Origin of the sequence: Massilia sp. DD77 (assembly GCF_036961685.1) — a bacterium.
In the GTDB taxonomy this organism is placed as follows: domain Bacteria; phylum Pseudomonadota; class Gammaproteobacteria; order Burkholderiales; family Burkholderiaceae_D; genus Telluria.
In genome coordinates this window covers 1-24,867 of record NZ_JBAMDH010000056.1, presented here as the reverse complement: position 1 = coordinate 24,867, position 24,867 = coordinate 1, and the positions used below count along the sequence as shown (strand labels likewise).

The following is a 24,867-nucleotide window of genomic DNA, read 5'->3' as shown; positions in this document are numbered from 1 at the left end:
AGTTCGGCAGCCAGGCCCGTGTAGTTCGCCGGCGTCATTTGCAGCAGCAGATCCTTGGCTTCCTGCGGCACCGCCAGCTTGCCGATGAATTCCTGCAGCGCTTCGCGGGTGATGCCCTTGCCGCGGGTGAGTTCCTTCAGCTGCTCGTACGGATTCTCGATGCCGTAGCGGCGCATCACGGTCTGCACCGGCTCGGCCAGCACTTCCCAGTTCGCATCCAGGTCCGCCTCGAGGCGCGCGGCGTTCACTTCCAGCTTGTTCAGGCCGCGCAGGCAGCTGTCGTAGGCCAGCAGCGCGTAGCCGAAGCCGACGCCGATGTTGCGCAGCACGGTCGAATCGGTCAGGTCGCGCTGCATGCGCGAGACCGGCAGCTTGTCGGCCATGTGGCGCAGCACCGCGTTCGCCAGGCCCAGGTTGCCTTCCGAGTTTTCGAAGTCGATCGGGTTGACCTTGTGCGGCATGGTCGACGAACCGATCTCGCCGGCCTTCAGCTTCTGCTTGAAGTAGCCCAGCGAGACATAGGTCCAGATATCGCGGTTCAGGTCGAGCAGGATGGTGTTGGTGCGCGCGATCGCGTCGAACAGCTCGGCCATGTAGTCGTGCGGCTCGATCTGGATGGTATAGGGATTGAACGTGAGGCCAAGGCGGTTCTCGATCACGTCCTTCGAGAAGGCCGGCCAGTCGAAGCCCGGGTAGGCCGACAGGTGGGCGTTGTAGTTGCCGACCGCGCCGTTCATCTTGCCCAGGATTTCCACGTCCGCGATGCGCTTGACCGCGCGCTGCAGGCGCGCGACCACGTTGGCGAATTCCTTGCCCAGGGTGGTCGGGCTGGCGGTCTGGCCGTGGGTGCGCGACAGCATCGGCAGGGCGGCATTGGTGTGCGCGATCTCGGTCAGCTTGGCGATGATGGTGTTCAGCGACGGCAGCAGCACGCCGTCGCGCGCGGCTTTCAGCATCATGCCGTGCGAGGTGTTGTTGATGTCTTCCGAGGTGCAGCCGAAGTGGATGAATTCGCTGGCCGCGACCAGTTCCGGCACGTCCTTGACCTGTTCCTTCAGCCAGTACTCGACCGCCTTGACGTCGTGGTTGGTGACCGCCTCGATTTCCTTGATGCGGGCTGCCTCAGCCTCGCCGAACTGCGCGGCCATCTTGTCGAGGTGAGCGTTCGCTTCCGCGGAGAAGGGCTTGATCTCGGCGAAGCCGGCTTGCGACAGGGCCTGCAGCCACGCGATCTCGACCTTCACGCGGTGGTGCATGAAGCCCGCTTCCGACAGGATCGGGCGCAGCTTGTCGGTTTTGGAAGCATAGCGCCCGTCCAGGGGGGACAGGGCCGACAGGGTAGGAGAAGGAGCGGTAGAGGTCATGGCGGCGGGGAGTGTGCAAAAACGCGGATTTTACCACCGGCCGCCTGTCGCCAGCTTGTGCGCGGCGCATCCGCCATGCGGCGGGGCGCAGACTTTTCGCCGGAGGGCGATGTTATACTGCTACCACTTCCATTCCCTGAACGTGTATGAAACTCATCGGTTCTGTCACCAGCCCCTTTGTCCGCAAGGTCCGTGTCGTGATGGCGGAGAAGAAGCTCGACTTCACCTTTGTCCAGGAAAACGTCTGGGCGCCCGAGACCACCATCCAGCAGACCAATCCGCTGGGCAAGGTGCCTTGCCTGGTCATGGAGGACGGCAGCACCATTTACGATTCGCGCGTGATCGCCGAATACCTCGACACTCTCACTCCCGTATGCAAGCTGCTGCCGCCGAACGGCCGCGAGCGCGCCGAGGTCAAGGTCTGGGAAGCGCTGGCCGACGGTGTGCTCGATGCCGGCGTGCTGGTGCGCCTGGAAAAGACCCTCCGTCCCGAGCACCAGCAGAGCCAGGAGTGGATAGCCCGCCAGTGGACCAAGGTGCACGCCGGCCTGCGCGTGATGTCCGAGGGCCTGGGCGAGGCGCCTTTCTGCATGGGCAAGCAATACACCCTGGCCGACGTCGCCGTCGGCTGCGCGCTGGGCTGGTTCGCCTTCCGCTTCCCTGAAGTGGCCTGGCGCGACGACTACCCGAACCTGGCGCGCCTGTTCGACAAGCTGTCCGAACGTTCGTCCTTCAAGGACACCGTTCCCTTCCTCGCATAATGGGCGCCGCCGTTACCGCGTCGCCGCTCACCGCCATCTTCGGCGAGGCCCTGGTCGACGACTTCAGCACCGAGCAGGTGGTCGGCGGCGCGCCGTTCAACGTGGCGCGCCACCTGGCCGCCTTCATGGCGCCGCAGCTGATGATCACCCGGATCGGCAACGACCGCCTGGGCCAGCTGGTGCGCGCGGAATTCGAACGCTTCGCCATGAGCGAAGCCGGCCTGCAGGTCGACGCCATGGAAGAAACCGGCCGGGTGCTGGTCGAACGCGGCGCGCGCGGCGGCCACCGCTTCACCATCCTGCCGAACCAGGCCTACGACTTCATCGAGCGCGAGCAGGCCGTGGCGGCCGTCGAGCAGGCCCAGCCCGGCATGCTCTATTTCGGCACCCTGGCCCAGCGCAACGAGCATTCGCGCGCCACCCTGACCGCGGTACTCGACGCTAGCCGCGCGCTGCGCTTCCTCGACCTCAACCTGCGCGACGGCCAGGTCGAAGAGCGCTGCGTGACGCGCTCGCTGCAGGCGGCCCACATCGTCAAGGTCAACGAAGAGGAATTGCAGGCCCTGTTCCAGTGGTATTTCCAGATCCGTCCCGAGGATCCGCAACTGTCGGCCGAGGAGGTGCACGCCTCGTGCCAGGCGCTGCTGCAGATGTTTTCGCTCGACGGGCTGATCGTCACCCTGGGGCACCGCGGTTCGGTCTATTTCGGGTCAAGCGGACAGGTGATCAACCACCGCGACAACCCGGCGCCGCCTTTCGTCATCGACACGGTGGGGGCGGGGGACGCGTTCTCGGCGATCTTCCTGCTGGGGCGTATCCGCGGCTGGGACCTGGAACAGACACTGTCGCGCGCCAACGAGTTCGCTGGGGCGATCTGCGCGATTCCGGGGGCAGTGCCGAGGGATTTGGGGTTTTACGACAAGTGGATGACGCGCTGGAGGTAGGGCGTCGTGGCTGCGGATTGAACTAGCAGCTAATCAAGCAAACTTGGGCGGAGCAATGCCAGTGGCATTGTTCCGCCTTCGCGGGAATGACGTGCATAAGGAGTTGGCCTGATCAGACAGTAATGCTGTTCCATGCGTTACCCTCAAGACCGTCATTCCCGCGCAGGCGGGAACCCAAGTTTCTCAGCACAGCCGGCAACGCATCAACGCGCCGGCTGCACCGAAAACACCTTACTCAGGATTCATCTGACTCTGCAGGTAATTCTGAATCCCGATCTTGACGATCAGATCCAGCTGCGTCTCCAGCCACTCGATGTGCTCTTCGGTATCCTCGAGGATCACCAGCAGCAGGTCGCGCGACACGTAGTCCTGCGCGGCCTCGGCCGCGGCGATGCCTTCCTTGACCGTTACCTGGGCGCCGCGCTCGAGCTTGAGGTCGCACTCGAGCATTTCCTGGGTCGACTCGCCGATCAGGATCTTGTGCAGGGCTTGCAGGTTCGGCAGGCCGTCGAGCATGAGGATGCGGTCGATCAGCTTGTCCGCATGCTTCATCTCGCCGATCGACTCGTCGTATTCCTTCTTCGCCAGGCGCTCGAAGCCCCAGTGGCGGTACATGCGCGCATGCAGGAAATACTGGTTGATCGCGGTCAGTTCGTTGGTCAGCTGTGCGTTCAGCAGACGGATGATGTTGGGATCGCCCTTCATGGAAAGCCTTTGTTGATGTGATGTTCACATCATAGCAAACCAGCGGGGTGGGGCGGCGAAAAAAAGCCCCGTGGGAGCGGGGCCGAGGAGAGAGATCAGGCGGCTTGCGCCACGCGGCGCAGCTCGGTCACGACCGTCTTGCTTTCCAGGTGCTCGGTCAGCACCTCGCGTGCATAGCTCACGCACTTGCCGCACATCGTGCCCACACCGAGTTCGCGGTGCAGTTCGGCCACGGAAGAAATGCCGAGGTCGACCGCCTGGCGGATTTCGCGGTCGGAGATGTTGTTGCAGACGCAGACGATCATGTGAATCGGTTCCTGGCGAAGTGGTGAAAATGGCTCTTGAAAATTCGTCTATAAAATACGAATCATTCTCATTTGCGTTGCCATTTTCCGTAAACTCGACCGTCAAGGCAAGCGAAATTTTGGGGTGTCGCGTCAAAACATCTGCCTTTCTTTCATGCAATATCAACCTGCAAATAGAAATAATTCGCATTTAGGTTTATGATGCTAGTATCTGTCTCATCAGCGCATCACTATTTACTCCGTACACCGCCTACCGCACCGGACGCGACCATGACTCTTGCCCCCAGCCTCACCACCCTCGACTCGCTGAAAGCGGGCCAGAGCGCCACCGTCATCCACCTGGCACCGCACGCGCAGCAGGGTGGCGTCGATGTCCAGCGCCGTCTGATGGAACTCGGTTTCGTGCCGGGCGAGCGCATCCGTGTGCTGAAGCGCGTGCTGGGCGGCCCGCTGGCCGTCAAGGTCGGCCAGTCCACCTTCGCGCTGCGCCGCTTCGAAGCGGCCCTGGTGTCGATCCAGCCGGAATAAGCAATGGGTGTCATGGAACAACAGGTGGCGTCGCGCACGCCCCTGGTCGCATTGCTCGGCAATCCCAACTGCGGCAAGACCGCGCTGTTCAACCGCCTCACCGGCGCCCGCCAGAAGGTCGCCAACTACGCGGGCGTCACCATCGAACGCAAGGAAGGCAGCTTCATTTCGCCGGCCGGCCGCGCCTTCCGCGTGCTCGACCTGCCCGGCGCCTACAGCCTGAACGCCCAGACCCCGGATGAAGTCATCACCCGCGACGTGGTGGGCGGCCTGCGCGCCGGCGAACAGACCCCCGACGCCATCCTGTGTGTCGTCAATGCGACGAACCTGCGCCTGAACCTGCGCCTGGTGCTGGAATTGCGCCGCCTTGGCCTGCCGATGGTGCTGGCGCTGAACATGGTCGACGTCGCCAAGAAGCGCGGCATCGCCATCGACACCGCGAAACTCTCGCAGGAACTGGGCATGCCCGTGGTCGAGACCGTGGCCGTGCAGGCCGGCGGCGAACAGGCCTTGCTGGCCGCCCTCGACGCCATGCCCTTCGACGGTCCGGTGACGCCGAATCCCCTGTCCGCCATCGACGAGGTGCCGGTCGAGCAGACCCAGCGCGAAGTGCGCCGCATCCTCGGCTTGAGCGTCTCGGAAGCCAACGACAAGGGCAATTTCACCGAACAGATCGACCACGTGGTGCTGCACCCGGTGGCCGGTCCGGCGATTTTGGCGGTGCTGATGTTCCTGGTGTTCCAGGCCGTGTTCACCTGGGCCGCCGCGCCGATGGACATGATCGACGCCAGCGTCGCCGCCCTCGGCCAGACGGTGGGCGGCTGGATGAGCGAAGGCCCGCTGCGCAGCCTGCTGGTGGACGGGGTCATCGCCGGCGCCGGCAGCGTGCTGGTATTCCTGCCCCAGATCCTGATCCTGTTCTTCTTCATCCTGATCCTGGAAGACTGCGGCTACCTGCCGCGCGCGGCCTTCCTGCTCGACCGCCTGATGGGCAGCGTCGGCCTGTCGGGACGCGCCTTCATTCCGCTGCTGTCGTCCTTCGCCTGCGCGATTCCGGGCGTGATGGCGGCGCGCACCATCCAGAACCCGCGCGACCGCCTGACCACCATCATGATCGCGCCGCTGATGACCTGCTCGGCGCGCCTGCCGGTCTACGCGCTGCTGATCGCCGCCTTCATTCCGGACCGCGAAGTGGCCGGCTTCCTGAACCTGCAGGGCCTGGTGCTGTTCGTGCTGTACTTTGCCGGCATCGTGAGCGCAATGGCGGTGGCCTGGTTCCTCAAGCGCCGCAGCAGCTACACCCAGCAGCCGCTGATGATGGAACTGCCGTCCTACCACTGGCCGCACCTGGGCACCCTGGCGATCGGCCTGTGGGAACGCGCCAAGATCTTCCTGATGCGCGTCGGCACCGTGATCCTGACCATGATGGTCCTGCTCTGGTTCCTGTCGAGCTTCCCGGGCGCGCCCGACAACGCCGTCCATCCGCCGATCTACTACAGCGTGGCCGGCATGCTGGGCCGCGCCCTGGCCGTGGTCCTGGAGCCGATCGGCTTCGGCTGGGAAATCGCGATCGCCCTGATCCCGGGCATGGCCGCGCGCGAAGTCGCGGTGGCCGCGCTGGGCACCGTGTACGCCCTGGCGGGCGGCGACGAAGTGGGCGACACCCTGGCGCCGATGATCGCGCAAAGCTGGTCGCTGGCCACCGGCCTGTCGCTGCTGGCCTGGTACGTCTACGCGCCGCAATGCCTGGCTACTCTGGCCACGGTGCGCCGCGAAACCGGCAGCCGCCGCTACGCCTTCATCATGGCCGGCTACATGTTCGCGCTGGCCTACGCGGCCTCCTTCATCACCTACCGCGTGGCGCTCGCGCTCGGAGGTTGAGCATGCAGGAATTGGCCGCCGGCATCATCGTCGTGTTCGCCGCGCTCTACCTGGGCGCGCGCTACCTGCCCGCGGACTGGCGCCGCTGGCTGGTGCAGCGCTTGACGAAAGGCGGCATGCAGCGCTCCAGGCTGGCGCGCTGGCTCGACACCTCCGGCAGCTGTGGCGGCTGCAATACCTGCGACACCTCCGCCCCCCAGCCGCCCGCCGGCAACAAGCACCGCGTCATCAAGCTGCACGAGCGCCGCTGAGCGGCGCCTGGGCTACTTTTTCTTGGCGTCGGTGACGACGTGCCAGACGCCGCCGACCCCATCCCCGGTTCGGTCGCCTTCCTTCTTGTCCTTGATAAACGTATACAGCGGCTTGCCCTCGTGGGTGAGCTGCTTGCTGCCGTCCTCGCGCGTGATCGTGGCGTAAGGCGCCTCCACGCGCATGTCGCCGGCCACCACCGGCGGCCAGTTCCTGGCGCACATCTCGACGCAGACGCTCTTGCCGGCGGCGGACGCATCCTTGTCATAGGTGTAGACGGTCATGCCCTTGGCGTCGACCAGCACGCCGTTCGCCATGCGCAGCGGGGAACGATCGGATGCCAGCGCGGGGCCGGCCAGCAGCAGGGCCATCAAGGTAGTGCCGATATGCATAGTCTTCATCGCAAGCTCCAAGAGTTGGGAAGGACAGCCGAGCCATTCTAGCGCGCTACGCGCCGCTTGAGGCATCGCTTGGCGATTCCGCAACAGCCTAGCTCAGGCGCCGCGCGTCGCAGGGGGCGTGCACCTCGATGTCGTCGTCGAAGTAGCCGAAGACGTCGCGCGCGGCCAGGGCCGGCGTCGGTGTCCTGCGGCAGCACCGGCAGGAAACGCTCGAAGCGCTCCGGCGCGAAGGCGAAATTGGGCGTGAACTGCCACAGGAATGGACCGCGCTTTTTGCGCAGCTCGAACACACCCGAGGCCAGCACATTCGCCAGGAGGCCTCGATGCCGCGCAGGCGCAGCATGTGGGTCAGGAAGCGGTTGCCCTTGACCGCGAACACGAAGCCGGGCGGCGTGGCTGGCGGGCGCCGCAGCGAATAGAAGGAGCCGTTGATCTCGATGGCCGGCAGCTGGCGCGCGGCGTATTCCAGCTCGCGGTGCTGGGCCAGCCCGGGAGGATAGAACTTGCCGCGCCAGGGACGTAGCGCCGGCCGGAAATGCCGATGTAGGTTGCGCCGCTCATCGGGCAAGATACACCGGGGCGGAGGGGGGATCGTGCGTTGTCGCACCGAGGCAGGGGAAAGCCACGCAGCCGGACGGCGGCCCGAAGCCCCAAGACCGTCGTCCCGGCCTGCGCCGGGACGACGGGCGAGCGGTACTGGCCGATGGTTGGCTGTAGAGGCCCCCCTCACTTTTTACAAGCACACAACAGTGTTAAGCTGTCGCCCGTCCCCACCCACGTCCACCGCCATGATCCTCGTCCACCACCTGAACAACTCGCGCTCGCAGCGCATCCTGTGGCTGCTCGAAGAACTCGGCCTGGACTACGAGATCAGGAAGTACCAGCGCGACCCGAAGACCATGCTGGCCCCGCCCGAGCTCAAGGCCGTGCATCCGCTGGGAAAATCGCCCGTGATCAGCGACGGCGACACCGTGGTGGCCGAATCCGGCGCCATCGTCGAGTACCTGGTCAAGCGCTACGGCAACGGGCGCCTGGCGCCGGCGGAGGATTCGCCGGAGCGCCTGCGCTGGACCTATTTCCTGCACTTCGCCGAAGGCTCGGCCATGCCGCCGCTGCTGCTGAAGCTCATCTTCGACCGCATCGAACACGGCCCCATGCCCTTCTTCGTGCGTCCGATCGCGGGCGCGATCGCGCGCAAGGTCAAGAAGGACTTCATCCTGCCGAATATCCGCAGCCAGCTCGACTTCCTCGAGGCCGAGCTGGACAAGTCGACCTGGTTCGCCGGCGAGGAATTCAGCGCCGCCGACATCCAGATGAGCTTTGCGCTGGAAGCATCGAGCTCGCGCGGAGGGCTGGACGGCAAGTACCCGAAGCTGGCCGCCTTCCTCGAGCGCATCCACGCCCGCCCGGCCTACCAGCGTGCCCTAGAACGCGGCGGAAAGTACGAGCTGGTGAAGTAAGAGCATGGCAAAGCTGCTCGCCATCGACGGCCTGAACATCGTCCGCCGCGTGTATGAAGCCAGTCCCGAACCGGATTCGGACCTGAAGGCCGGCATCGCGCTGCGCCACGCCTTCTCGTCCTTCCGCAACCTGCTGGAGACGCATGCGCCCACCCATGTGCTGGCCGCCTTCGACTACGGCGGCGAGACCTGGCGCCACGCGCTCTATCCGCGCTACCGCGAGGGCCGCGCCGCCATGCCCGCCGAGCTGCGCGCGGCGCTGCCCGAGTTCCACGAGCGCCTGCGCGCGGCCGGCCTGCACGTCCTGACGATCCCCGGGGTCGAGGCCGACGACGTGATCGGCACCGGCGTGATGCGCTGGCTGTCGGAAGGGCGGGGCGAGGCCATTGTCGCCACCACCGACAAGGACTTGCACGAGCTGATCGCGCACGGCGCGCTGGTCTGGGACCACTTCAAGGGCGAGTGGCACGACGACGCCTGGGTGCGCCAGCGCTTCGGCGTCGCGCCCGAACTGCTGCACGACCTGCTGGCGCTGATGGGCGACCCGACCGACGGCGTGCCGGGGGTGTCGAAGATCGGCATGAAGACCGCGGCGCGCCTGCTCAACGCCTACGGCAGCCTGGACGCCGTGGTGGCCGGCGCCGGCATCCTCAAGACCCCGCTCGGCGAAAGGCTGCGCGCCGAGCGTGAGATACTCCAGGTCTCGCGCGAGCTGGTGCGGCTCAAGCTCGACGTCAAGCTGGGCGTCACCTGGAACATGCTTGCCTATGAATCGTTTTAGAAGGGACTGGACGCGATGCTCAAGGCATTGATCGTGGATTCGAGCGCGGTAGCGCGCGGACTGCTGAATACCGTGCTGACCGACGGCGGCTACAACGTGGTCGGCCAGACCCATACCAGCGCGCAGGCCTACCTGCTCGCGCTCAGGCACCATCCCCATTTCATCTGCATCGCGCGCGAGCAGGTCGAGGACGGCAGCAACGTGGTCGAACAGCTGCGCGCCGAACTGCCCAAGACCCTGGTCTTCATCGTCTCCGGCACGCTCGACGCCCAGGCGGTGCAGGAAGCGCTGGCGCGCGGGGTGCACGGTTTCATCGTCAAGCCTTTCAAGGCCGATACCGTGCTCAAGACCATCCGCAATACGGTGGTGGCGTGGGTGAAGAAACAGCAAGGGGCGCCTGGCGGCGCGGGTTGAAACTAGGATCGGGCGCTAGCGGTAGGTATTTAGTTACGCTTAAAACCGTCATCCCCGCGCAGGCGGGGACCCAATTTGCACGCGCACCAGTGACGCCAACAGAACTTGGGTCCCCGCCTGCGCGGGGATGACGGCTTTTCAGCTAACTAAAACGGCAGCGGTATCAGATACCCGACTTGCTGTCGATGATCCCGCCGCCCAGGCACACGTCGCCGTCATACAGCACGGCCGACTGGCCCGGCGTCACCGCCCATTGGGGCTCGGCGAAGTCGAGCGAGAAGCGGTCCAGGCCTTGCGCCTGGACGCTGCAGGCCACGTCGGCCTGGCGGTAGCGGGTCTTGGCCGAGAGCTGGCGCGGTTCCGGCGCCTCGCCGGCGACCCAGCTGGCCTGGCCGGCTTCCAGGCGATTCGACAGCAGCCAGGGATGGTCGTGGCCCTGCACGATGTACAGGGTGTTCTGCTCGATGTCCTTGCGCGCCACGAACCAGGGCTCGCTGGTGCCGTCCGCGTTCTTGCGCGACTTCAGGCCGCCGATGCCGATGCCCTTGCGCTGGCCCAGGGTGTAGAAGGACAGGCCGACGTGTTCGCCCACCACGGTGCCGTCGTCGAGCTTCATCGGGCCCGGCTTGTACGACAGGTAGCGGTTCAGGAAGTCGCGGAAGGGGCGCTCGCCGATGAAGCAGATGCCGGTCGAGTCCTTCTTCGCCGCGTTCGGCAGCTTGAGCTTCTCGGCGATCTTGCGCACTTCGGTCTTGGGCGTTTCGCCCAGCGGGAATAGCGACTTCGACAACTGCGCCTGGCTCAGGCGGTGCAGGAAGTAGCTCTGGTCCTTCGTGCTGTCGAGCGCCTTGAGGAGCTCGAATTTGGCGCCGTTCTGGCGCACGCGCGCATAGTGGCCGGTCGCGATCAGGTCGGCGCCCAGCTTCATCGCATGGTCGAGGAAGGCCTTGAACTTGATCTCGGCGTTGCACAGCACGTCCGGATTGGGCGTGCGGCCGGCCTGGTACTCGCGCAGGAATTCCGCGAACACGCGGTCCTTGTATTCGGCGGCGAAGTTGACGGCTTCGATGTCCACGCCGACCACGTCGGCCACGCTGGCCGCGTCGATCCAGTCCTGGCGCGTGGAGCAGTACTCGGAATCGTCGTCGTCTTCCCAGTTCTTCATGAACAGGCCGATCACTTCATAGCCCTGTTCCTTCAGCATCCACGCCGCGACCGAGGAGTCGACGCCGCCCGACATCCCGATCACGACTTTTTTCTTGCTCATGGTGTTTCCGTATTCTTTAGATGCCGCCCTCGAACACCGACGGATGGGTGTACAGCAGGTGCAGCGGGGTGCGGTGGCCGGCCAGGTAGTCGTCGACGCACTGCAGCACGATGGGGCTGCGGTGGCGCTCGGCGGTGGCGGCGATTTCGTCGCGTGTCATCCACAAGGTGCGCAGGATGCCTTCGTCCAGCGGCTGGTCGAGCTGGCGCCCGGGGTCGCCGCAGAAGGTGAAGCGCAGATAAGTCACATCGGCGCCGCGCGACTTCGAGTGATAGCGCGACATGTACATGCCCACCAGCGCGCGCGGAATGAACTCGTGCGCGGTTTCCTCCAGCGCCTCGCGCACCACCGCCTGCTCGAGGGACTCGTGCGGGTCGAGGTGGCCGGCCGGCTGGTTCAGCTTGATGCCTTCGCTCGTCTCCTCCTCGATCAGCAGGAAACGGCCATCGCGTTCGATGATCGCGGCCACGGTAACTGATGGTTTGAAGATATCGGTCATGCCTGTCCTTGAAAATGAGCCGACATTCTACCTTGACCTAAGGCAGCTCTGCTCAGCCGCCAACCTCTTCAGTACGCTTGCTTGTCGCTACAAGCTTGATTTACAACAAACTCTACGGTAATTCGACTGGTTCGCTAGCAAACTCCTCGCCACAATCCCATGTTGTTTGAAGAATATTTATTCTAGAGCAATGGTCGTAATTACATGATAGATTGGAAGACAGTTCATTCCAAAGCTTGGGGGGATTCATGAGGATAGGCATACCGGCCGAAACACGGCCGGGCGAAACCCGGGTGGCAGCAACCCCGGAAACCGTCAAGAAACTAGCCGCCAAGCACCAGGTCCTGGTGCAGAGCGGCGCCGGTGTCCTGGCGTCGGTACCGGATGCGGCCTATGAAGCGGCCGGAGCGAGCATTGTCGATGCGGCAACTGCGCTGGGCGCCGACATGGTGCTCAAGGTACGCAGCCCGAACGACCAGGAGCGCGCCCAGATGAAGCAGGGGGCGGTGCTGGTCGGCATGCTGAATCCCTTCGACGCCGACAACACCGGGCTGCTGGCCGCCAGCGGCATCACGGCCTTCGCCCTGGAAGCGGCGCCGCGCATCACGCGGGCCCAGTCGATGGACGTGCTGTCGTCCCAGGCCAACATCGCCGGCTACAAGGCCGTAATGCTGGCCGCAAACACCTACGGACGCTTCATGCCCATGCTGATGACGGCCGCCGGCACGGTCAAGGCCGCGCGTGTCCTGATCATGGGCGTGGGCGTGGCCGGCCTGCAGGCGATCGCCACCGCCAAGCGCCTGGGCGCCGTGATCGAAGCCTCGGACGTGCGTCCGCCGGTGAAGGAACAGGTCGAGTCGCTGGGCGCCAAGTTCATCGACGTGCCCTACGTGACCGACGAGGAGCGCGAGATCGCCAAGGGCGAGGGCGGCTACGCGCGCCCGATGCCCGCCGACTGGATGCGGCGCCAGGCCGAGCTGGTCCACGAGCGCGCCAGGCAGGCCGACATCATCATCACCACCGCCCTGATCCCGGGCCGCAAGGCGCCGGTCCTGATTTCCGAAGACACGGTCAAGGCAATGAAGCCGGGCTCGGTGATCGTCGACATGGCGGTCGAGCAGGGCGGCAACTGTCCGCTCACGGAGCTGGGCAAGACCGTGGTCAAGCACGGCGTGCACATCATCGGCGAGCCGAACCTGGCGGCCATGGTCGCGGCGGATGCTTCGGCCCTGTACGCCCGCAACGTGCTCGACTTCCTCAAGCTCGTGATCGACAAGGAAGACAAGTTCTTCATCGACCGCGAAGACGAGATCGTACGCGCCACCCTGGTGTGCGCGAACGGCGAAGTGCTGCGTAAATAAGGAAGAAGAGGGAAGCATGGAAATCAGCCATACCATCATCAACCTGATCATCTTCGTGCTGGCGATCTACGTCGGCTACCACGTGGTCTGGACCGTCACCCCGGCGCTGCACACGCCCCTGATGGCGGTCACCAACGCCATCTCGGCCATCATCATCGTCGGCGCCATGCTGGCCGCCGGCCTCACCGAAGGCATGGTCGGCCAGGTCGCGGGCACGGTCGCGGTGGCGCTGGCCGCCGTCAACGTGTTCGGCGGCTTCATGGTCACCCAGCGCATGCTGGAGATGTTCAAGAAGAAGGACAAGGGCGCCGCCAAGAAAGAGGGTGGAGCATGAACTTCATCAGCATGAACGTCGTCACGCTGCTCTACCTGGTCGCCTCGGTCTGCTTCATCCAGGCGCTCAAGGGCCTGTCCTCCCCCAGCAGCGCGCGCATGGGCAACAGCTTCGGCATCGCGGGCATGGCGATCGCCGTGCTCACCACGGTGGCCCTGATCTTCAAGCTCCAGGCCGAGCTGGCCAGTAGTGCGACCACCGGCGGCGGCATGGGCTTCCCGCTGGTGCTGCTGGGCGTGGTGGTGGGCGGCGCCATCGGCGCGGTCGCCGCCAAGCGGGTCGAGATGACCAAGATGCCGGAACTGGTCGCGGCGATGCACTCGCTGATCGGCCTGGCCGCCGTCTGCATCGCGGTGGCCGCCGTGTCCGAACCCTGGGCCTTCAACATCGCCACCCGCACCACGCCGCTGCCCTTCGGGAACCGGCTCGAGCTCTTCATCGGCACCTTCGTCGGCGCGGTGACCTTCTCCGGTTCGGTGATCGCCTTCGGCAAGCTGTCGGGCAAATATACATTCCGCCTGTTCCAGGGCGCGCCGGTGCGCTTCGCCGGCCAGCACATCCTGAACCTTCTGCTTGCCATCGCCATCATCGCTCTCGGACTGGTGTTTTGCTTCGCCGACGGCATCGAGCCGGCCTGGACCCCGTTCGTGATCATGGCCGCGCTGTCCTTCGTGCTGGGCGTATTGATCATCATCCCGATTGGCGGCGCCGACATGCCGGTGGTGGTGTCGATGCTGAACTCCTACTCGGGCTGGGCGGCGGCGGGCATCGGCTTCTCGCTGAACAACTCGATGCTGATCATCGCCGGTTCGCTGGTGGGTTCGAGCGGCGCGATCCTCTCGTACATCATGTGCAAGGCGATGAACCGCTCCTTCTTCAACGTGATCCTGGGCGGCTTCGGCGGCGAGGCATCCGTGGACACGGGCGGCGCCAAGGAACAGCGCCCGGTCAAGTCGGGATCGGCGGAGGATGCGGCCTTCATCATGCAGAACGCGGAAAGCGTGATCATCGTCCCGGGCTACGGCCTCGCGGTGGCGCGCGCCCAGCACTCGGTGAAGGAACTGGTCGACAAGCTGACGGAGCATGGCGTGCAGGTGCGCTACGCGATCCACCCGGTGGCGGGGCGCATGCCGGGCCACATGAACGTGCTGCTGGCCGAGGCCGAGGTGCCCTACGACCAGGTGGCCGAGATGGAGGACATCAACGGCGAATTCGGCCAGACCGACGTGGTGCTGGTGCTGGGTGCGAACGACGTGGTGAACCCGGCGGCCAAGGATCCCAAGTCGCCGATCGCCGGCATGCCGATCCTGGAGGCCTATAAAGCCAAGAGCATCATCGTCAACAAGCGCTCGATGGCATCGGGCTACGCGGGCCTGGACAACGACCTGTTCTACCAGGCGAACACGATGATGGTCTTCGGCGACGCCAAGAAGGTGATCGAGGCGATGGTCAAGGCGGTGGAGTAGCGGTGGAATTCCGCTTCAACGTGTTCGGCACCCTGGTTGCCGTGAGCGGAGCGGAAGGGAAGTGGCAGGCCTGGTACCTGGGTGCGGAGGGTAAGCGCCGGCCTGCCGACTTCATCGTCCCCGCGGACATCGCCGGAGACGGCCTGCGCGAGTACCTGGCGGATCTGTTCCACGAGGACGCCACGCCGAAGCACAACACGGTCGACGAACTTTCGCGACGGTAGGGTTGGCGGCTCCGCCGACCCTACCGGCGGCCGTACATCATCAGGTCGGCCAGCAGCATCCGCGCCGGCTTCACCACATCCAGCGCCGCCAGACCGAGGCCCAGCAAGGGCTGCAGCGGACCGCCGCCGATGAAGGCGCGCGCCATCGCATCGGTTACGCCGATCGTCAGCGTGCGGTCCTGCGCGCGCGCGTCCATGAACTTGCCGATGGCGGACGAATCGACCCCGCGGCCCAGTTCGCGCGCCAGCACGGCGGCGTCGCGCAGGCCCAGGTTCAGGCCCTGGCCCGCGACCGGGTGCAGGGTTTGCGCGGCGTTGCCGATGGCGACCGTGCGCGCGCTGGCGCGGGCTTCGGCGTTCAGGCCCAGGGGGAAGGCGACGCGCGGCGAGACCGCCGTGAAGCGGCCCAGGCGGGCGCCGAAGGCCTCGCCCAGCTGCGCCAGAAAGCCATCGTCGCCCAGTTCCAGCACCGAGGCCGCGCGTTCGGGGCGCATGCACCACACCAGCGCGTACTGGTGGCCGTCGCCGTCGTCCTGCGGCAGCAGGGCCAGCGGGCCTTCGTCGGTGAAGCGCTCGAAGGCGCGGTGGACCGCCGGCTGGCTTACCGTCACGCGCGCGATCAGGGCGGTCTGCTCGTAGTCGCGGCGCCGGGATTTGTCGTCCTGCTGGCCGAACACCCCGCCCTCGGCCTGCACCGCTACCCGCGCCTTCACCGTGCGGCCGTCGTCCAGCCGCAGTTCCACGCCCTCGCCCTGTTCGTCGAAGGAGGCCACCCGTGCCGGGCGCAGCACGGCCACGCCGGCGCGTTCCGCAGCGCGCGCCAGGGCGTCGACCACCGCGCCGTAGCGCGTGACATAGCCCAGCGCCGGCAAGCCGTGCTCGTGGCGGTCCATCAGGCTGCGCCCCAGCTGGCCGCGGCGCGAGACGTGGATCTGGTGGATCGGCGTGGCGGCCAGCGGCCAGGCGCCGACTTCCTCCAGCAGCTGCACGCTGCCCCAGGACAGGGCGATCGAGCGCGGGTCCGAGATCGCCTGGCCCAGCGACTTGCCGTCGACGAGCACGATGCGTTCGCCCGCCACGCCGCGGCGCACCAGGAAGGCGGCCAGCGCCAGGCCCACGGGCCCCGCCCCGCACACCGCCACGTCGACGTCCAGCGCCTCGCTCATCGTGCCTCCCGCATCAGGGTTTCGATCTCGTCCACGCCCTTGGGCGCGGCGCCGGTCAGGACCCGGCAGCCGGTGCCGGTGACGATCACGTCGTCCTCGATGCGGATGCCGATGTGCCAGTATTCTTCCGGCACGCCGGGGCCCGGGCGCACGTAGATGCCCGGTTCCACGGTCAGCGCCATGCCCGGCGCCAGCGGCCGCGAAGGCTTGCCGGCTGCCGTCACGTCGCGGTAGGCGCCGACGTCGTGCACATCCATGCCCAGCCAGTGGCCGGTGCCGTGCATGTAGAACTGCTGGTGGGCGCGCTCCGCGATCACGGCTTGCGCCGAACCGAACTTGCCCTTGTCGAGCAGGCCCAGGTCGAGCATGCCCTGGGCCAGCACGTCGACGGCGGCGTCGTGCATGGCGCTGTAGGGGCGGCCCGGCACGATGGCGGCCAAGGCGGCCGCTTGGGCCTGCAGCACCAGTTCATATAGGCGGCGCTGCGCCGCGCTGAAGCGTCCGTTGACGGGCCAGGTGCGGGTGATGTCGGCGGCGTAGCCGTCGAACTCGCAGCCGGCGTCGATCAGGACCAGTTCGCCGTCCAGCATGCGGCGGTCGTTGGCGTTGTAGTGCAGGACGCAGGCGTTCGCGCCCGAGGCCACGATGGGCGTATAGGCCGGGAACTGGGCGCCATTGCGGCGGAACTCGTGCAGCAGCTCGGCCTCGAGCTCGTACTCGGCCATGCCGGGACGCGCCGCGCGCATGGCGCGCACGTGGGCCTGGGCCGAGATGAGGGCGGCGCGTCCCATCAGGCCTTGTTCGTGCTCGTCCTTCAGCAGGCGCATCTCGTCGAGGATGCCGAACAGGTGGTGGGCGGTTCTTGGTGCGGTGACGCCGCTGCGGCCCTGGGCGCGCACGGCCTTGAGCCAGCCGGCCACCTGGGCGTCCAGCGCGGCGCTGTGGCCGAGCGCGTAGTACAGGGCGGGGACGTTGGCGAGCAGGGACGCCATCCTGGCATCGAGTTCGCCGATCGGCCAGGCTTCGTCGAAGCCGAACACGAGGCGCGCATCCTCGGGACCGTGGCGGAAGCCGTCCCAGATCTCGCGCTCGCGGTTCTTCTCGCGGCAGAACAGGATGGAGCGCGCCGGCTGCCCGCCTTGCGCGGCGACCAGCACCAGCTCGCTCTCCGGCTCGGCGAAACCGGTCAGGTAATAGAAATAGCTGTCGTGGCGGTAGGGGTAGTCGCTGTCGGCGTTGCGCGCCACTTCGGGCGCGGTCGCCAGCACCGCCACCGATCCCGGCTGCATCTGTGCGGCCAGGCGCGCGCGCCGCTCGGTGTAGTGGGCCAGGCCCACGGTCATGGCGCGACGCGCACCACCGACCCCAGCGGCGCGTTGAGTTCTTCCAGCTGGCGCACGGTGCCGACGTTGACCCACTGGCCTTCGTACAGTTCGCCGCCCACGCGGCCCAGGTCGATGTACTTGCGCATCAGGGGACCGAACTTGACGAAGTCGCCGGGCTTGATCCCCTCGAACATCTCGGGACGGTAGACGCCGATGCCGGCGAAGTTCCACTTGGACGGCCCCTCGTTCCTGAGGGTGTACATGTCGAGCGCGAAGTCGCCTTCCGGGTTATGCCAGGGATTCGGCGTGAGCCACAGCCAGGCGATGTCGCGCTTGTCTTCCGGATAAGGAATGCCCAGCATGTCCTTGTCCTTCAATGCGTCCAAGGCCTGCGAGAAGTCGAAATAGGGCGCGTAGATGTCGCCCGACACGGCCAGGAAAGGCTCGTCGCCCAGCAGGTGCAGGGCGTTGGCGATGCCGCCCGCGGTTTCCAGCGGGGCCGGCTCGTGCGAGTAGACGATGCGCGCGCCGAAGCGGCTGCCGTCGCCCAGTTCTTCCTCGATCATGTGGCCGAGGAAGGAGTGATTGATGACGATCTCGGTGATCCCGGCGCGCACCAGGTTCAGCACGTGGGTGGTGATCATCGGGCGCCCGCGCACCTTGAGCAGGGGCTTGGGGCAGGAGTCGGTGAGCGGGCGCATGCGCTCGCCGCGGCCGGCGGCGAAAATCATCGCTTTCATGGCGTGTCCGTCAGAAGGTGTAGCCGACTTGCTGGCCCTTGTTCTCGATCGCGTCGAGCAGGCGCAGCAGCGGTTTGAGTTCGGTATAGCGGTTGGCCGTCTTGCGCACGTAGTCCATCACGGTCGGCAGGTCGCCCAGGTAGTGCGGCTTGTTGTCGCGGTAGTTCAGGCGGCAGAAGATGCCGAGGATTTTCAGGTGGCGCTGCAGGGCCATGAATTCGAAGTCGCGGTAGAAGGCGTCGATGTCCGGATTGACCGGCAGGCCCACCTGCTTGGCGCTTTGCCAATAGCGCACCACCCAGTCCAGCACGATCTCTTCGTCCCACTGGATGTAGGCGTCGCGCAGGAGCGAGGCCAGGTCGTAGGTGACCGGGCCGTAGACCGCGTCCTGGAAGTCCAGCACGCCAGGGTTGTTCTGGTCGAGGAACATCAGGTTGCGGGAATGGAAATCGCGGTGCATGAAGACCTGCTGCTGCGCCAGCACGTTGGCGGTGATCGCCTCGAACACTTTATCCAGCGTCGCCTGCTGTTTCTCGTCCAGGGTCACGTTCAGGTGGCGCCCGATGTACCACTCGGGGAACAGGTTCATCTCGCGCAGCACGAAGGCGCGGTCGAACTCGGGCAGCACGCCCGGCTGGCTGGTGAGCTGGAACTTGATCAGGGCGTCGACCGCGTCCGAATACATGAAGGCCGCGTTGTCCGGATTGAGGCGCGCCAGGTAGGTGGTGGTGCCCAGGTCGGACAGCAGCAGGAAGCCGTCTTCGACCTTGCGCGCGACGATCGCCGGGGCGTTCACGCCGGCGGCGGTGAGCAGGCCCTGGACGTGGATGAATGCCGGCACGTTCTCGCGCTCCGGCGGGGCGTCCATGGCGACCAGGGTGGCGCCCAGTTTGTCACGCAGCGCGGGCGTTACGTCGTAGCGGAAGTAGCGGCGGAAGCTGGCGTCGGCCGAGGCGGGACGGCCCGATCCCACGTCCACCAGGCCGGTCGTCGCCAGCCATGCGTTCAGCTGCGCCAGGCGTGCATCCCGGTCGGCGGAAGAAGGGGAAGTTTGATACAAAGAAGACATGAAGCAGCCTGGTGAATCCGGTTGGTTGAGGTAATTCCCCTATAATAAGGGATTCATTTAAAAAATACCGCCCTTTATGGTGCACGCAGAACGTTCATGAGCTGGTTTACGGCCCAACCTTTCCCCCCGCGGCAGACGCTCGCGCTCTATGCACTGGTTTCCGCCGCGGTCCCGGCCTGGGCGCAAGGTGTTTCTCCAGCGCCACAGACCGAAGAGCAGGATCTGCCGATCGTCATCAAGGCCGAAGAAATCAACGGCCGCCCCGACCGCCAGCTGAACCTCGAACGCAATGTCGAGCTCCAGCGCGGCCAGACCGGCCTCACCGCCGATACCGCCTGCTACATGCGGGTCGAGGACGAGGTCACGGCCAGTGGCAACGTCAACATGTGGCGCTTCGGCGACCGCTACAAGGGCGACGCCCTGCAGCTGAACCTCGAGACCGGCAAAGGCTGGGTGCTCCATCCGCAATACCGTTTGCAGGCGAATAACGGCCAGGGCCGCGCCGACCGCATCGACTTCCTCGGCGAGCAGCAGGCCGTGGTGCGCGACGGCACCTACAGTACCTGCGAAGGCGCCGACCCGGACTGGTACCTGAAGTCCAGCACCCTGCGCCTGGACACCGGGCGCGACGTCGGCACCGCCGGCAAGACCGTCATCTATTTCAAGGACGTGCCGATCCTGGGCACGCCCGCGCTCTCGTTCTCGCTGTCGGGCGAACGGCGCTCCGGCTGGCTGCCGCCCTCGGTGGGCTTCGGCTCGCAGGGCAAGGCCGAGATCATGGTGCCCTACTATGTCAACATCGCGCCCAATCGCGACCTGACCCTGTACCCGCGCATGATGTTCGACCGCGGCCTGCAGCTGGGCGCGACCGGCCGCTACCTGGGCGCCACCTACAACGGCGAGACCCACGTCGAGGTGCTGCCGAGCGACCGCAAGACCGATACCACGCGCTGGCGCGCCGACTCGCTGCACAACCAGGCGATCCGCCCGAACTGGTCGTATGGCTGGAACCTGCATGGCGCATCCGACAACGAATACCCGTCCGACTTCTCGCGCACGGTCTCGGCCTCGGCCGAGCGCCAGCTGCTGCGCGAGCTGCGCACCGACTATTCCGGCCAGTACTGGAGCCTGTCCGCGCGCGCCCAGAACTACCAGGTGCTGCAGGACCCGGCCGCGGCGGCCAATCCGAGCCTGACGGTGCCGCGTCCCTACGACCGCCTGCCGCAGATTAACTTCCACGCCGGACGCTACGACGTGGCCGGCTTCGACTGGGCGGTGGACGCCGAGGCGACCCGCTTCTGGCACCCGGACCTGGTACGCGGCAACCGCGCCGTGACGGTGGCCCAGTTGAGCTATCCGATCGTGCGCCCGGGCTGGTTCGTCACCCCGAAGCTGATCGCCAACGCCGCCAAGTACGACGTCGACTACGACCACATTCCGAACGGCGGGCTGCGTGCCGACGGCAGCCGCCTGCCGACCAAGGTGTCGCGCTCGGTGGGCACCTTCTCGCTCGACAGCGGCATGGTGTTCGAGCGCGAGGGCTCGCTGTTCGGGCGCGCCGTCACCCAGACCCTGGAGCCGCGCCTGTTCTACGTCTACACGCCGTACAAGGACCAGGACGACATCCCGGTGTTCGACACCGGCCGCGCCGGCTTCAACTACGCCCAGCTGTTCAGCGAGAACCGCTACGTGGGCCTGGACCGGGTGTCGGACGCCAACCAGCTGACCGCCGCCGTGGTCTCGCGCTTCATCCAGGCGGACGGCGCCGAGCGCCTGCGCCTGGCCTTCGGCCAGCGCCTCTATTTCGAGGAGCCGCGCGTGCGCCTGCCGGGCGAAGCCCTGCACCAGAGCCGCTCGGACGTGCTGCTGGCGGCATCGGGCCGCATTTCCGAGACCTGGAGCTTCGATAGCGGCGTACAATACGACGCAACCGGCAGTAGCCTGTACAGCTCGAACGCGGGGGTGCAGTGGACGCCGGGACGGATGAAGGTGGTGAACGCGGAGTACCGTTATCAGCGTGACAGCTTCCGCAACGTGGACTTGTCGGCCCAGTGGCCGATCTCGCAACGCTGGTATGGCGTGGGCCGGATCAGCTATGCGCTCAAGTCCTACGGCGTGGGGCAGGCGACCAACCCCTCGCGGGGCGGCAAGCTGATCGAGAGCCTGATCGGTCTCGAGTACAAGGCCGATTGCTGGGTGCTCCGGATGGGGGCGCAGCGGTTCGTGACCGCGGCCCAGACCACGTCGACGCCGATCTTCTTCCAGCTCGAGCTCACCGGCCTGTCGCGCCTCAGCTTGGGCAACAACCCGCTCGAGACGTTCAACAAGAGCATCCCGGGCTATACGCGGCTGAATTCGAACGTCGGCCGCCCGTGATTGAAACATCCTGAATGAGTGCTTTCCAGATGATGCGTACTACCCGTTTGCACAAGAATACGCGAGCCCTCTCGCTCGCCGCGGCGCTGCTGTGCGCGCTCACCGCGGGCCAGGTCCTGGCCCAATCCGGCCAGGCTGCCCAGGCGACTGCGCCGGCCGCGGCCAAGCCGGGCAGCGGCTTCCTGCCGCCGGCCTCCAGCAGCGCCAAGGTGATCGACTCGATTCACGTCGTCGTGAATGACGAAGTGATCACGAAGAACGAAGTGGCGGGCCGCGTGGCCCAGGTCGCGCAGAACCTGAAGGCGCGCAACGCCCAGTTGCCGGACCAGGCCACCCTGGAGCGCCAGGTGGTCGAATCGATGATCGTCGAACGCGCCCAGGTCCAGCTGGCCAAGGAAATGGGCGTGCGCATCGATGACCGCACCCTCGACGCCACCATCGGCCGCATCGCCGAAGGCCAGCAGATGTCGGTGCAGCAGATGCGCAACCAGATGGAAAAGGAAGGCATGACCTTCGCCCAGTTCCGCGAAGACGTGCGCAACGAGATCATGCTGCAGCGCCTGCGCGAGCACGAGGTCGACAGCAAGATCCAGATTTCCGAAGCCGAGATCGATACCTACCTGACCGCCGCCAAGACCGCCGCCGCCGAGAAGGTCGAGATGGAGATCGCCCAGATCCTGGTGCGCGTGCCCGAGAACGCCTCGCCCGAGCAGATCGCCGCGCGCCGCGCGCGGGCCGAGGAAGTGTCGCGCCAGCTGCGCACCGGCGCCGACTTCGCCAAGGCCGCCGCCACCTATTCCGACGCCCCGGACGCCCTGAAGGGCGGCGAGATCGGCTGGCGCGACCCGGACCGCCTGCCGCCGCTGTTCGCGGGCGAGCTGCGTAAGCTCCAGCCGGGCCAGATCACCCCGATCATCAAGACCAATGTCGGCTTCCACATCCTCAAGATGAGCAACAAGCGCTCGCTGGCCGAGTCGACCGACAAGGCGGTGGTGCAGCAGACCCGCGCGCGCCACATCCTGATCAAGCCGACGCCGACCATGACCGAGGGCGAGGTCAAGCGCAAGCTGCTGGAGCTGAAGGAAAAGATGGCCAACAATGCCGCCACCTTCGAGGAACTGGCGCGCCTGCACTCGCAGGACGGTTCGGCCAGCAAGGGCGGTGACCTGGGCTGGCTGGAACCGGGCGACACCGTGCCCGAGTTCGAGAACGCGATGAACACCCTCAAGCTGGGCGAAGTCTCGGACGTGGTGCAGTCGCAATACGGCTTCCACCTGATCCAGGTGGCCGAGCGCAAGAGCCAGGACGTGACCCAGCAGAAGGAACGCGCCCAGGCGCGCAACGTCATCCGCGAGCGCAAGATGCAGGAAGCGATGGAAGACTGGCTGCGCCAGCTCCGCGACCGCGCCTACGTCGAGTTCCGCGAGGAGCAGTAAACCCATGGCCGCGCCGCTCGCGCCCCGGCCGACGCTTGCCGTCACGGTCGGCGAACCGGCCGGCATCGGTCCCGAGATCGCGATCAGGGCGGCGTGGGCGCTGCGCCAGCAGGCCAACTGCGTGCTGGTCGGCGACGCCGCCTTCCTGGCGCTCACCGCCAGCCTGATCGATCCAGGCATCCGCCTGTCGGCGCTGTCGACCCAGGCCCTGCGCAACGGCGGCCTGCCGCACTTCGGCCCCGAGCGCCTGGCCGTGATCGACGTGCCGCTGGCGGCCCATGTGGTACCCGGCAAGCTGGACGCCGAGAACGGCCGCGCGGTGCTGGCCACGCTCGACCTGGCGATCGAAGGCGTGGGACAGGGCTGGTTCGACGCCATCGTCACCGCTCCGCTCCAGAAGAGCACCATCAACGATGCCGGCATTGCCTTTTCCGGCCACACCGAATACCTGGCCGAGAAAACCGGCACACCCAAGGTGGTCATGATGCTGGCCGGCGCGCCCGGGCATGACCAGCCCTATTTGCGCGTGGCCCTGGCCACCACCCACCTGCCGCTCAAGGACGTGCCGGCGGCGCTGACGCCGGACAGCCTGGCGCAGGTGATCGACATCATCGACGCCGACCTGCGCACCAAGTTCGGCATCGCGGCGCCCGTCATCCTGGTCACCGGCCTGAACCCGCATGCGGGCGAGAACGGCTACCTGGGCCGCGAGGAGATCGAGGTCATCGCGCCGGTCCTGGCGGGCGCGCGCGCGCGCGGCATCGATGCGCGCGGCCCGTATCCGGCCGACACCCTGTTCCAGCCGCGCTACCTGAAGGACGCCGACTGCGTGCTGGCGATGTACCACGACCAGGGCCTGCCGGTGCTCAAGTACGCCACCTTCGGGCGCGGCATCAACGTCACCCTCGGCTTGCCCCTGATCCGCACCTCGGTCGACCACGGCACCGCGCTCGACCTGGCGGCCCAGGGACTGGGCCTGGCCGACTGCGGCAGCATGGAAGAGGCGATCCGCGCCGCCATGCAGATGGTGGCCGCATCCAAGAAGAATTAACAAGAAAGAAAGTATGAAACACGTCGCACGCAAGCGCTTCGGCCAGAACTTCCTGACCGACGCCAACGTCCTGAACAACATCATCGACGCCATCGCGCCGCGCCGCGGCCAGGCGATGGTCGAGATCGGCCCGGGGCTGGCCGCGATGACGGCGCTGCTGCTCAAGCAGCTCGACCACATGCACGTGGTGGAGCTGGACCGCGACCTGGTGACGCGCCTGGAAAAAGCCTATCCGCGCGAGCGCCTCACGGTCCACTCGGGCGACGCGCTCAAGTTCGACTTCGGCGCGATCCCGGTGCCGGAAGGGCAGAAGCTGCGCGTGGTCGGCAACCTGCCGTACAACATCTCCAGCCCGCTGCTGTTCCACCTGGCGGAGTTTACCGACCAGGTCGAGGACCAGCATTTCATGCTGCAGAAGGAAGTGGTGGAGCGCATGGTGGCCGAGCCGGGCACCAAGGCCTACAGCCGCCTGAGCGTGATGCTGCAGTGGCGCTACGACATGGAACTGATGTTCATCGTGCCGCCGACCGCCTTCGACCCGCCGCCGCAGGTGGATTCCGCGATCGTGCGCATGATCCCCAAGCGCGAACGGCTGGCCGTCGATGGCGCCAGGCTGGAACAGGTGGTGGCCAAGGCCTTCTCGCAACGCCGCAAGGTGATCCGCAACTGCGTGGCCGGCATGTTCACCGAAGCCCAGCTGGTGGAAGCCGGCATCGACCCGGGCGCCCGTCCGGAGGCGGTGACGCTGGAGCAGTACGTG

The 24,867-nt window shown here is 66.3% G+C and carries 26 protein-coding genes and 1 pseudogene; 16 read left to right on the top strand and 11 right to left on the bottom strand.

Going from position 1 to position 24,867, the window contains the following annotated elements; all coding sequences use genetic code 11:
- Nucleotides 1-1,364: adenylosuccinate lyase (gene purB / locus V7778_RS23485; RefSeq protein WP_335559785.1), on the bottom strand; the 1,364-nt coding region annotated here is incomplete at its 3' end.
- A 146-nt stretch (nucleotides 1,365-1,510) separates the two neighbouring features.
- Here purB and V7778_RS23480 point away from each other — a divergent pair.
- Nucleotides 1,511-2,125 (top strand): glutathione S-transferase C-terminal domain-containing protein, encoded by a 615-nt coding sequence (locus V7778_RS23480; protein ID WP_335559783.1) that lies wholly within the window; start codon nucleotides 1,511-1,513, stop codon nucleotides 2,123-2,125.
- Nucleotides 2,125-3,069, top strand: coding sequence for a PfkB family carbohydrate kinase (locus V7778_RS23475; protein ID WP_335559781.1), 945 nt, complete (start codon nucleotides 2,125-2,127; stop codon nucleotides 3,067-3,069). Before V7778_RS23480 ends, V7778_RS23475 begins: the two co-directional genes overlap by 1 nt.
- Before the next feature lie 231 nt (nucleotides 3,070-3,300).
- Here V7778_RS23475 and bfr read toward each other — a convergent pair whose 3' ends face one another.
- Together bfr and V7778_RS23465 are read right to left on the bottom strand one after the other, a co-directional pair.
- Nucleotides 3,301-3,774: a bacterioferritin gene (gene bfr, locus V7778_RS23470; protein ID WP_211522291.1), complete on the bottom strand. Its 474-nt coding sequence runs from the start codon at nucleotides 3,772-3,774 to the stop codon at nucleotides 3,301-3,303.
- Nucleotides 3,775-3,869: 95 nt separating this feature from the next.
- On the bottom strand, nucleotides 3,870-4,079 hold the full coding sequence (locus V7778_RS23465; protein ID WP_211522290.1) for a (2Fe-2S)-binding protein: 210 nt from the start codon (nucleotides 4,077-4,079) through the stop codon (nucleotides 3,870-3,872).
- Nucleotides 4,080-4,349: 270 nt separating this feature from the next.
- Between V7778_RS23465 and V7778_RS23460 the strand changes: the two genes are divergently transcribed.
- Genes V7778_RS23460 through V7778_RS23450 form a run of 3 tightly spaced genes read left to right on the top strand, consistent with a single transcriptional unit; the run spans nucleotide 4,350 to nucleotide 6,739 of the window.
- Entirely contained in the window at nucleotides 4,350-4,607 is a 258-nt protein-coding gene (locus V7778_RS23460; protein WP_211522289.1) for a FeoA family protein, read from the top strand.
- Between the two features lie 3 nt (nucleotides 4,608-4,610).
- On the top strand, nucleotides 4,611-6,488 hold the full coding sequence (gene feoB / locus V7778_RS23455) for a ferrous iron transporter B (protein ID WP_335559777.1): 1,878 nt from the start codon (nucleotides 4,611-4,613) through the stop codon (nucleotides 6,486-6,488).
- Between the two features lie 2 nt (nucleotides 6,489-6,490).
- Nucleotides 6,491-6,739, top strand: a complete 249-nt coding sequence (locus V7778_RS23450) for a DUF6587 family protein (protein ID WP_335559775.1) — start codon at nucleotides 6,491-6,493, stop codon at nucleotides 6,737-6,739.
- Between the two features lie 12 nt (nucleotides 6,740-6,751).
- Here V7778_RS23450 and V7778_RS23445 read toward each other — a convergent pair whose 3' ends face one another.
- Nucleotides 6,752-7,138 carry a COG4315 family predicted lipoprotein gene (locus V7778_RS23445; RefSeq protein WP_335559774.1) on the bottom strand — a complete coding sequence of 129 codons (387 nt, stop codon included), beginning with the start codon at nucleotides 7,136-7,138 and terminating at the stop codon, nucleotides 6,752-6,754.
- 173 nt (nucleotides 7,139-7,311) lie between these two features.
- Nucleotides 7,312-7,699: pseudogene (locus V7778_RS23440) on the bottom strand (DUF72 domain-containing protein); the annotation flags it as partial.
- A 227-nt stretch (nucleotides 7,700-7,926) separates the two neighbouring features.
- Here V7778_RS23440 and V7778_RS23435 point away from each other — a divergent pair.
- The 3 genes from V7778_RS23435 to V7778_RS23425 are packed head-to-tail and all read left to right on the top strand — an operon-like array spanning nucleotide 7,927 to nucleotide 9,793.
- Nucleotides 7,927-8,598 (top strand): glutathione S-transferase family protein, encoded by a 672-nt coding sequence (locus V7778_RS23435; protein ID WP_335559772.1) that lies wholly within the window; start codon nucleotides 7,927-7,929, stop codon nucleotides 8,596-8,598.
- 4 nt (nucleotides 8,599-8,602) lie between these two features.
- Complete coding sequence (locus V7778_RS23430) at nucleotides 8,603-9,379, top strand: 5'-3' exonuclease (RefSeq protein ID WP_335559771.1); 777 nt, start codon at nucleotides 8,603-8,605, stop codon at nucleotides 9,377-9,379.
- A 15-nt stretch (nucleotides 9,380-9,394) separates the two neighbouring features.
- The gene (locus tag V7778_RS23425) at nucleotides 9,395-9,793 is read left to right on the top strand and encodes an ANTAR domain-containing response regulator (RefSeq protein WP_335559769.1); all 399 of its coding nucleotides are present in this window, start codon (nucleotides 9,395-9,397) and stop codon (nucleotides 9,791-9,793) included.
- 163 nt (nucleotides 9,794-9,956) lie between these two features.
- On the opposite strand, the gene mnmA is transcribed toward V7778_RS23425, so the two are convergent.
- Nucleotides 9,957-11,105 (bottom strand): tRNA 2-thiouridine(34) synthase MnmA, encoded by a 1,149-nt coding sequence (mnmA, locus tag V7778_RS23420; protein WP_335559787.1) that lies wholly within the window; start codon nucleotides 11,103-11,105, stop codon nucleotides 9,957-9,959.
- Nucleotides 11,077-11,559, bottom strand: coding sequence for an NUDIX hydrolase (locus tag V7778_RS23415; RefSeq protein ID WP_335559767.1), 483 nt, complete (start codon nucleotides 11,557-11,559; stop codon nucleotides 11,077-11,079). Before V7778_RS23415 ends, mnmA begins: the two co-directional genes overlap by 29 nt.
- A gap of 248 nt (nucleotides 11,560-11,807) precedes the next feature.
- Here V7778_RS23415 and V7778_RS23410 point away from each other — a divergent pair, with 248 nt between their 5' ends.
- Genes V7778_RS23410 through V7778_RS23395 form a run of 4 tightly spaced genes read left to right on the top strand, consistent with a single transcriptional unit; the run spans nucleotide 11,808 to nucleotide 14,944 of the window.
- On the top strand, nucleotides 11,808-12,920 hold the full coding sequence (locus V7778_RS23410) for a Re/Si-specific NAD(P)(+) transhydrogenase subunit alpha (protein ID WP_335559766.1): 1,113 nt from the start codon (nucleotides 11,808-11,810) through the stop codon (nucleotides 12,918-12,920).
- Nucleotides 12,921-12,936: 16 nt separating this feature from the next.
- Nucleotides 12,937-13,254, top strand: coding sequence for a proton-translocating transhydrogenase family protein (locus V7778_RS23405; protein WP_335559764.1), 318 nt, complete (start codon nucleotides 12,937-12,939; stop codon nucleotides 13,252-13,254).
- Nucleotides 13,251-14,720 carry an NAD(P)(+) transhydrogenase (Re/Si-specific) subunit beta gene (locus V7778_RS23400; protein WP_335559762.1) on the top strand — a complete coding sequence of 490 codons (1,470 nt, stop codon included), beginning with the start codon at nucleotides 13,251-13,253 and terminating at the stop codon, nucleotides 14,718-14,720. The genes V7778_RS23405 and V7778_RS23400 overlap by 4 nt, the downstream gene beginning before the upstream one ends.
- A gap of 2 nt (nucleotides 14,721-14,722) precedes the next feature.
- A complete protein-coding gene (locus V7778_RS23395) occupies nucleotides 14,723-14,944 on the top strand; it encodes a DUF7661 family protein (RefSeq protein WP_335559760.1) in 222 nt (73 codons plus the stop codon).
- A gap of 20 nt (nucleotides 14,945-14,964) precedes the next feature.
- Here V7778_RS23395 and V7778_RS23390 read toward each other — a convergent pair whose 3' ends face one another.
- Genes V7778_RS23390 through V7778_RS23375 form a run of 4 tightly spaced genes read right to left on the bottom strand, consistent with a single transcriptional unit; the run spans nucleotide 14,965 to nucleotide 19,244 of the window.
- Nucleotides 14,965-16,110, bottom strand: a complete 1,146-nt coding sequence (locus tag V7778_RS23390; protein WP_335559759.1) for a UbiH/UbiF/VisC/COQ6 family ubiquinone biosynthesis hydroxylase — start codon at nucleotides 16,108-16,110, stop codon at nucleotides 14,965-14,967.
- On the bottom strand, nucleotides 16,107-17,453 hold the full coding sequence (gene pepP / locus V7778_RS23385; RefSeq protein ID WP_335559757.1) for a Xaa-Pro aminopeptidase: 1,347 nt from the start codon (nucleotides 17,451-17,453) through the stop codon (nucleotides 16,107-16,109). The genes V7778_RS23390 and pepP overlap by 4 nt, the downstream gene beginning before the upstream one ends.
- Nucleotides 17,450-18,175: an N-acetylmuramate alpha-1-phosphate uridylyltransferase MurU gene (gene murU, locus V7778_RS23380; RefSeq protein WP_335559755.1), complete on the bottom strand. Its 726-nt coding sequence runs from the start codon at nucleotides 18,173-18,175 to the stop codon at nucleotides 17,450-17,452. The genes pepP and murU overlap by 4 nt, the downstream gene beginning before the upstream one ends.
- Before the next feature lie 10 nt (nucleotides 18,176-18,185).
- On the bottom strand, nucleotides 18,186-19,244 hold the full coding sequence (locus V7778_RS23375) for an aminoglycoside phosphotransferase family protein (RefSeq protein WP_335559752.1): 1,059 nt from the start codon (nucleotides 19,242-19,244) through the stop codon (nucleotides 18,186-18,188).
- A gap of 96 nt (nucleotides 19,245-19,340) precedes the next feature.
- Here V7778_RS23375 and V7778_RS23370 point away from each other — a divergent pair, with 96 nt between their 5' ends.
- The 4 genes from V7778_RS23370 to rsmA form a co-directional block, all read left to right on the top strand.
- Nucleotides 19,341-21,620, top strand: a complete 2,280-nt coding sequence (locus V7778_RS23370; protein WP_335559750.1) for an LPS-assembly protein LptD — start codon at nucleotides 19,341-19,343, stop codon at nucleotides 21,618-21,620.
- 29 nt (nucleotides 21,621-21,649) lie between these two features.
- The gene (locus V7778_RS23365) at nucleotides 21,650-23,056 is read left to right on the top strand and encodes a peptidylprolyl isomerase (RefSeq protein WP_335559748.1); all 1,407 of its coding nucleotides are present in this window, start codon (nucleotides 21,650-21,652) and stop codon (nucleotides 23,054-23,056) included.
- Nucleotides 23,057-23,060: 4 nt separating this feature from the next.
- The gene (gene pdxA / locus V7778_RS23360; RefSeq protein ID WP_335559746.1) at nucleotides 23,061-24,107 is read left to right on the top strand and encodes a 4-hydroxythreonine-4-phosphate dehydrogenase PdxA; all 1,047 of its coding nucleotides are present in this window, start codon (nucleotides 23,061-23,063) and stop codon (nucleotides 24,105-24,107) included.
- A gap of 13 nt (nucleotides 24,108-24,120) precedes the next feature.
- The coding region (rsmA, locus tag V7778_RS23355; protein WP_335559744.1) for a 16S rRNA (adenine(1518)-N(6)/adenine(1519)-N(6))-dimethyltransferase RsmA at nucleotides 24,121-24,867 on the top strand (747 nt) is incomplete at its 3' end.

Excerpts from the sequence above, each read along its gene's own strand:
- V7778_RS23480 (WP_335559783.1), top strand. The coding sequence starts at position 1,511 with ATGAAACTCATCGGTTCTGTCACCAGCCCCTTTGTCCGCAAGGTCCGT.
- V7778_RS23475 (WP_335559781.1), top strand. The coding sequence starts at position 2,125 with ATGGGCGCCGCCGTTACCGCGTCGCCGCTCACCGCCATCTTCGGCGAG.
- bfr (WP_211522291.1), bottom strand. The coding sequence starts at position 3,774 with ATGAAGGGCGATCCCAACATCATCCGTCTGCTGAACGCACAGCTGACC.
- V7778_RS23465 (WP_211522290.1), bottom strand. The coding sequence starts at position 4,079 with ATGATCGTCTGCGTCTGCAACAACATCTCCGACCGCGAAATCCGCCAG.
- V7778_RS23460 (WP_211522289.1), top strand. The coding sequence starts at position 4,350 with ATGACTCTTGCCCCCAGCCTCACCACCCTCGACTCGCTGAAAGCGGGC.
- feoB (WP_335559777.1), top strand. The coding sequence starts at position 4,611 with ATGGGTGTCATGGAACAACAGGTGGCGTCGCGCACGCCCCTGGTCGCA.
- V7778_RS23450 (WP_335559775.1), top strand. The coding sequence starts at position 6,491 with ATGCAGGAATTGGCCGCCGGCATCATCGTCGTGTTCGCCGCGCTCTAC.
- V7778_RS23445 (WP_335559774.1), bottom strand. The coding sequence starts at position 7,138 with ATGAAGACTATGCATATCGGCACTACCTTGATGGCCCTGCTGCTGGCC.
- V7778_RS23435 (WP_335559772.1), top strand. The coding sequence starts at position 7,927 with ATGATCCTCGTCCACCACCTGAACAACTCGCGCTCGCAGCGCATCCTG.
- V7778_RS23430 (WP_335559771.1), top strand. The coding sequence starts at position 8,603 with ATGGCAAAGCTGCTCGCCATCGACGGCCTGAACATCGTCCGCCGCGTG.
- V7778_RS23425 (WP_335559769.1), top strand. The coding sequence starts at position 9,395 with ATGCTCAAGGCATTGATCGTGGATTCGAGCGCGGTAGCGCGCGGACTG.
- V7778_RS23415 (WP_335559767.1), bottom strand. The coding sequence starts at position 11,559 with ATGACCGATATCTTCAAACCATCAGTTACCGTGGCCGCGATCATCGAA.
- V7778_RS23410 (WP_335559766.1), top strand. The coding sequence starts at position 11,808 with ATGAGGATAGGCATACCGGCCGAAACACGGCCGGGCGAAACCCGGGTG.
- V7778_RS23405 (WP_335559764.1), top strand. The coding sequence starts at position 12,937 with ATGGAAATCAGCCATACCATCATCAACCTGATCATCTTCGTGCTGGCG.
- V7778_RS23400 (WP_335559762.1), top strand. The coding sequence starts at position 13,251 with ATGAACTTCATCAGCATGAACGTCGTCACGCTGCTCTACCTGGTCGCC.
- V7778_RS23390 (WP_335559759.1), bottom strand. The coding sequence starts at position 16,110 with ATGAGCGAGGCGCTGGACGTCGACGTGGCGGTGTGCGGGGCGGGGCCC.
- pepP (WP_335559757.1), bottom strand. The coding sequence starts at position 17,453 with ATGACCGTGGGCCTGGCCCACTACACCGAGCGGCGCGCGCGCCTGGCC.
- murU (WP_335559755.1), bottom strand. The coding sequence starts at position 18,175 with ATGAAAGCGATGATTTTCGCCGCCGGCCGCGGCGAGCGCATGCGCCCG.
- V7778_RS23375 (WP_335559752.1), bottom strand. The coding sequence starts at position 19,244 with ATGTCTTCTTTGTATCAAACTTCCCCTTCTTCCGCCGACCGGGATGCA.
- V7778_RS23370 (WP_335559750.1), top strand. The coding sequence starts at position 19,341 with ATGAGCTGGTTTACGGCCCAACCTTTCCCCCCGCGGCAGACGCTCGCG.
- V7778_RS23365 (WP_335559748.1), top strand. The coding sequence starts at position 21,650 with ATGATGCGTACTACCCGTTTGCACAAGAATACGCGAGCCCTCTCGCTC.
- pdxA (WP_335559746.1), top strand. The coding sequence starts at position 23,061 with ATGGCCGCGCCGCTCGCGCCCCGGCCGACGCTTGCCGTCACGGTCGGC.